Here is a 6,118-nt window from a genome sequence, read left to right as displayed (position 1 = left end):
GGCTTCCTGGGCCTGCCGCGCGTGGGCACCGAGGTGCTGGTGGCCTTCATGGGCGGCGATCCGGACAAGCCGGTGATTGTCGGCCAGCTGTACAACGGTGCAGGCCTGCCGCCCGCGCTCGGCCGGGGCGAGCTGCCCGAGAACCGCTATTTGTCCGGCATGAAGAGCCGCGAAGTCAACGGTGGGCGGGCCAATCAGTTGCGGTTTGATGATACGCCGGGGGAGATTAGTGCGCAGTTGGCCAGCGATCATGGCGCTTCCCAGCTCAATTTGGGATGGCTGACCGAACGTGATCCCAATAGCAAAAGTGGGAGCAGGGGCGAGGGTGCTGAGCTCAGGAGCGATTTCCACGCTGTGGTCCGGGGCGCCGATGGCGTATTGATTTCGGCCAGCCCTGGTGGCGGCGTTCGCGGCAAGCTGTTGTCGCGTGAAGAATTCAGCGGCACTGTGACCAAGCTGCAAACGGTGACCAGGCAATTGGCTCGTCTGGCCCAACAATTCGCCAAGGAAGAAGCAATAGGGGAAGGCTTGGAGGAGCTCCTCAATCAGATCAAACAATTGGAAGACGGTGTGCCGTTGGTCGCCGTCGATGGGCCGGAAGGAGTGGCCATCGCAAGCGGCAGGAGTCTCCTGCTTGGGGCGGCGACGGAAACCGGCATCAGCAGCGGTGGCGATCTCCACATCTCGTCCGCTGCCAAGGTGGCGTTGCACGCAGCGGAGAGCCTGAACCTGTTCGCCTACCAGAAAGAGCTCAAGTTGACCGCCACCACTGGCAAGGTCGAGGTGCAGGCACAAACCGAAGCGCTTTCGCTGCTCGCCAAGAAGGTGGTGGAAATACTGAGCACGACTGACTGGATAACGATCAGTGCAAAGCAGGGAGTGCGCATCAATGGCGGCGGCGCGGAATTGGTGCTGAGCGCCGATGGCATCAAAGGATGCACCTCCGGCGAGCACGAGATGCGCGCGTCGGGACATCACTTCAAGGAAGGCAGCAGCAAGTCCCTGCAATTCCAGGACACCAAAGCGTGCCCGACGCAGGCCACCACCGCCGCCCAAGGTGGCGATGCATCGGTGCCACTGGCATGAAGGCCGCGTCGATGCGCTGCATCAGCAAGCCAAATGTGGACTGCGCGGCGGGCTACCTGTTGGTGGATATGGCGACCTTTCCCAAGAGCTTGGGCGTAGCGATGCCCAGGCTGGAGCGCTGCTCCCCACCAGGATTGACGAATGTCGAGCACCTCATGCCATGCCTGATCTACCTGGATGAGCTGTCGCCCGAACAAAGGGCCGAGCTGGCGGATCTCTTTTGCGATCAGATGGAGGGCGGTTCGCCGCCATCCATCTGTGGCCATCTGATATCGGCACTGGCGCCGCAGAATCTCGCCCGCCACCTGTCAAGGTTTTTGATCGGTGCAGGCCCGGAAGGCGAACAGGTGTTGTGGCGCTATTTCGACCCTCGGGTACTGTCTCTTCTGCCCAGGATCTACAGCGCGGAGCAGATCAACGCGTTACTGGCGCCTATCCAATCCTGGGACTTCGCATGGTGCCGGCGCTGGTGGCGCCTGGAGCGCACGGCCGACAGCAAGGATGCGCTCTCGCTTTACGAACAGGTATGGCCGGACAAGACGCATTGGCAGTACCTCAAGCATACGCGGATGCTTACCAGCGTGTTGTCCAGGATGGAGCTGGAGAATCTTGCGCCGGACCTGCTGGGACGACAGGGCACCGTGCTCGGATATCTCATGGAAGGGGCGGCCAGGCTGCACCTCTCCGACGAGGACCTGGCGGAATTCGCAAGCTGGTGCACGCGCTATGGCCGCGCATTCCGCTATCACTACAAGCTCGATGATGCGTGGAGCGCGCTGGAGCGCGGACAAATCAGCTGGCCGGCATTGCTGGATCAACTGTATGCACGCGATCTGGAACGCATGAATGCTGCGCTGACAGGAGAATGACATGCCGAGGGAACACTGCTCATATTGTGGCCGCAAGGGACTGCTGATTTATCCGGTGCGGTATGCGCTAGCCTGCCCGGCTGGCGCAGACGGCGTGCCTGGGCTGCAAGGAAATTTTCTCATCGAGGGAGCGCCTGCGCATGTGAGGCCAGCGAAATATACACTGCGCGCCGTACGTACCGGCTTCCTCTATACATACGACGAGAAACGCCGCCGGCTCAAGGGATACATCGTGATGGACCGAGGCCGGTTATGGCAGTTCCCCATCGATCTGCCGCCGCCACCCGCCGTGCCCTTACCATACAGCTGCATCGATCCGGTGGATGGGACCTTGTCGCTTTGCGTGGACATCACGCACACGGCGAAAGACCCTGCGACGAATCTCTGGATCGGCTGGTCGAACACGCCCTGGACTGCGGCATTACTGCGCAAGGTGGATAGCGCAGGTTGGCGCGAAGGCCACATGCGATGTGTGAACGTCCCGTTGATGCTCTCCGGCCAAGCTACGCATACCCAGGAATTCGCAAGCGGCTACCGTTCCATAGCGCACTTTTCCTGCGATGTGCCCGCAATGGCAAAGGCCTTCGGCTTCAGCAATACGCCTATCAACCACGAGATACGCAGACGGCGCTGGGCTCCGGATATGTTGAAGGCATTCTCCATGCAGGAGCCCCACCGCAAAGCCTATATCGTTGCGGTCGATGATCCGGTGGGCATGACCAATGATCTGGCCGAGTTGACCGTGCCGACCCAGCATTCCGGATTCGATCCAACGATCTACCATGCCCACATTGTTGACCAGTTGCTCTCGTCTGCCGAAGAAGCGGTGAAGGCGCAGGCGGCAGCGAAGTTCGACGCGGCCGAACGGATAGCGCAGGCCGATGAAAGCATGCCTGCGGACGGCCTGACCTACACCCAGATGAGACAGAGCTGGGAGGTGCTGAAGGCCGGCGGCGTCAACAACTACGAAAAGCGGCGCAAGGAGCAGGAAAGGCAGTATGGCAAGGATGTCGGTGGACGTCGCAAGGCTGCGGAGGAAAACGCCTGGAATGAGCTGATCACCGAGGATGGCAAGCCGCTGCTCGATACTGCGCGGCGCAGCGCATTGCCGCGTCAATTCGAGCAGGCACGGAAGGCTTATGAGCCGGTGGGCATCAGCCTGGCCCTGTGTCATGGGCTGTGGCTGGACTCGGAGCAGCTGGCGGGCTGGATGCACGGGGTACACGATGATGCCGACCTGGACAGCGGGTTCAGCTATCGGGAATCGCTGACGCAATGTATCGGCAAGGCTGCGGGAACTGAGCCGTGCAACGACCTGCTGACTGCATGGCTGAAGAAGGGCGATGTGGAGAACACGCGGAATTTGTACGCGCGGGCGCTGCTGTTCAATCATGACGAGGTCATCAAAGCTGCACAGCATCAGTTCAAAGGCTCGGATTTCAAGATCACCAGCGTGCTCAGCATCTACAAGGCGGCGCTGAAAAAGGCCAAGGGGAGTCTTCCTCTTACAAGGATGGACACTTTGGCGCTCACCACCTCAGGCTTGCTGGCCAGGGCGCTAGGGCAGGCCAGCTCCACTGTGATGCGTAATGTGGCATTGCTCAGCCTTTCGCTCTTGGGAAGAGTACATATCAGACCTAGCAATCTAAATGCCGTGGAAGTGGGAAATTGGATTATCACTCAGGCTAAAGAGCATGGGGTGGAAATTGAAACCCGAGCAGAGAGGAGGCGCGTCCAGTTAGAGACCCGAAAATTTCTCTATAAAGCGCGTTCGGTCCAGGCGGTCTGTGCCTATGAACTGGACATGGAAGAGCTCAGGCGGGACCTCCGAATAACGGGCGATTCGCTTAAAAAAGTAGAAATACCTGGTTACAGAACAACCGTGACTTGGCTCAGCTCCAAGGAGTTTCAGCTAGGTACGGTGGCGGCGATACTCAATATTGTGACAACGTCCTTCGCGCTACAAAATTTCAAAAATGCTGATCAGTTCGAACAGCGAAAGGCGCTTGTGAAACTAACTGCTGCGGGCTGCAACCTACTCGGCGCAGTAATTGAAGGTGTTGGTACGATGCTAGAGAAGGCAGCTACCCATCCGATTTCTGAAGTGATCAAATCGCACTGGGTTATCAACCAGAAAAAGGCACAAATGATTGTGGCAACAGGCAAAGGCGTGGCGGCCTTGGGATCTGCTATCAGCGCAATTTCAGATCTTTTTTCTGCCTACAGCGCCTGGAGCGACGGTCAATCTGTTCGAGCTGGTCTATATGGCGCTAGTGCTGGGCTAGGATTCTCGCTTGCTTATATTTCTTTTGCAACCACCATTGTAGTAGCGTGGCAATTCTTTGTTGCTGCCTTAGCTTTACCAATTTTGATCGCGATGTTGAGCAGGCCCAAGCTTCAGAAATGGATATTCCATTGTTATTTCTCGCTTTCTTTAGAGAGTCAACGCTATGGGAGTGTGGAAAAAGAGGTGGCAGCTTTTAACGATGCTATGGAGGACTAAATGGATGAAAGGATATTTAAGTTCAAGACTGGAAATGAGATTCCTGATTGGGATCTTTTGCATCGACTGCCTACGAGCCAATGTGTGGGGCCTAAGGTGAAGGATACAGGTGCAACATATTGCATAAACTCGACATTCATGGACGTAACAGAACAGCCTCACATGGAACGACAACGCTTAGCATTCGCGCTGCTGAGCAATATCATCGGGGTAGGAGGGATGGGTTATGTCGTCGTATACATGTTTAGAACTATTGCTGAAATCAGTTTTTCATATCTCTTCGCACCGACAGTTGGAGTGGTTTCAATATTCCTTCTCACACGATTCATAATTCTCAAGATATGGAGAGACGAGATATTTTCTCTACGTACTCGTCCTATTAGGTTTAATAGGAGAGAAAAAAAGATTTATGCACTCAGACACAGGCGGTTTTTCACATCAAGAGATAAGGGCGATATAGTCTGGGAAGTGCCATGGGATGAATCTACATTTTTTTGCATCCATAGAGGATCAGAAAAATTCGATGAGGAAAACTCCTATCACATCCGATGCTATCAATTGAATGATAAAGGAGAAATTGTTCGAACTTTTGCCATGGGACGTACATGGCATCATGCTGAAGGCATGGAAGAGCTCCTTGGTCAGTGGAACTACTGGTGCATGTACATGAATCAAGGCCCGGAAAACCTTCCGCCGCCTATGCTTTTCATGAGCCAGGATGAGAATTTATTGGGATCGATCATCAACTGTATGCTGGTGGATGGCGGATTTAACTCGTCTGCTGCCTTTAGAATAGCATTCATGCCATTATTTATATCGATGGGTATTTGCAGATACATCACGCTAAAGACCTGCCGAAAATGCATTTGGCCAAGGGCGGTTGAAGAAGTCAGCCAAATCGATAAAGACGACCCATTCAATCAGCCCACCAACGGTACCCCGGTGGGATGGTATGAAACCAACAAAGCCAGGGTGGCTGGCACTTATGAGTCCCTGCCTGAACGAGAGGTTCCAGGATGGACGGGACCAAACAGCGAGAACAACGCCCTGCGGTGGGCCCGAGACAACCCGTGAGAACAGCATGAAAAACATCATCCGCCTAGGCGACCCCACCACCCACGGCGGCGCCGTCACCAGCACCGGCGCGCCGCACTTCACCGTCAGCGGCAAGCCGGTCGCCCTGGTTGGCGACAGCTGCAGCTGCCCGATCCGGGGCCACCAGGGCTGCACCATCGTCAGCGGCAACGCCCGCCACACCATCAAAGGCAAACAGTCGCCTACCAAGGCGACAAGACCAGCTGCGGCGCCAACCTGGTCTCCACCATCGCTACCTTCAGCAGCGTTTAGTAGAGCCACCATTTCGCCGGAAATTGTCTAAGGTCAAGCATCGATTTTCCCGGATGCCACCATCGCTATTCATTTTCGAAAAAGCGGAGGAGCGAATGGAATGCGATATCGACCTGGTCGACATCCTGCGCATCCCGCGCGAACTGATCACCAGCCACGAGTTCGAGACCAAGTGCTTCCACGGCGAAGGCAGCGTGCGCGATCTGTGCGCGGGCGAATACTTCACGCTGGAGGGCCATCCCGAGATCGACCGCCATCCGCCGCAGGAGCGCGAATTCGTGGTGACGGCCATGCGCATCGCCGCGCGCAACAA

The 6,118-nt window shown here is 56.4% G+C and carries 6 protein-coding genes; all 6 read left to right on the top strand.

The window, feature by feature from the left end:
- A partial coding sequence (locus tag ACLB1G_RS27840; RefSeq protein ID WP_491630529.1) for a DUF2345 domain-containing protein occupies nucleotides 1-1,086 on the top strand: 1,086 nt, incomplete at its 5' end.
- The gene (locus ACLB1G_RS27835) at nucleotides 1,083-1,955 is read left to right on the top strand and encodes a DUF4123 domain-containing protein (protein WP_491630528.1); all 873 of its coding nucleotides are present in this window, start codon (nucleotides 1,083-1,085) and stop codon (nucleotides 1,953-1,955) included. The genes ACLB1G_RS27840 and ACLB1G_RS27835, both read left to right, overlap by 4 nt.
- A 1-nt stretch (nucleotide 1,956) precedes the next feature.
- Nucleotides 1,957-4,458 carry a T6SS effector BTH_I2691 family protein gene (locus ACLB1G_RS27830; protein WP_491630527.1) on the top strand — a complete coding sequence of 834 codons (2,502 nt, stop codon included), beginning with the start codon at nucleotides 1,957-1,959 and terminating at the stop codon, nucleotides 4,456-4,458.
- Nucleotides 4,459-5,532 carry a DUF6708 domain-containing protein gene (locus ACLB1G_RS27825; RefSeq protein WP_491630526.1) on the top strand — a complete coding sequence of 358 codons (1,074 nt, stop codon included), beginning with the start codon at nucleotides 4,459-4,461 and terminating at the stop codon, nucleotides 5,530-5,532. It abuts the gene before it with no gap.
- 7 nt (nucleotides 5,533-5,539) lie between these two features.
- On the top strand, nucleotides 5,540-5,836 hold the full coding sequence (locus ACLB1G_RS27820) for a PAAR domain-containing protein (protein WP_491630525.1): 297 nt from the start codon (nucleotides 5,540-5,542) through the stop codon (nucleotides 5,834-5,836).
- A 64-nt stretch (nucleotides 5,837-5,900) separates the two neighbouring features.
- Nucleotides 5,901-6,118 (top strand): hypothetical protein (locus ACLB1G_RS27815; protein WP_491630524.1); only part of this gene is annotated, 218 nt, incomplete at its 3' end.

The organism is Duganella kummerowiae, from assembly GCF_053572355.1.
This window is presented reverse-complemented; position numbering and strand designations above follow the sequence as displayed.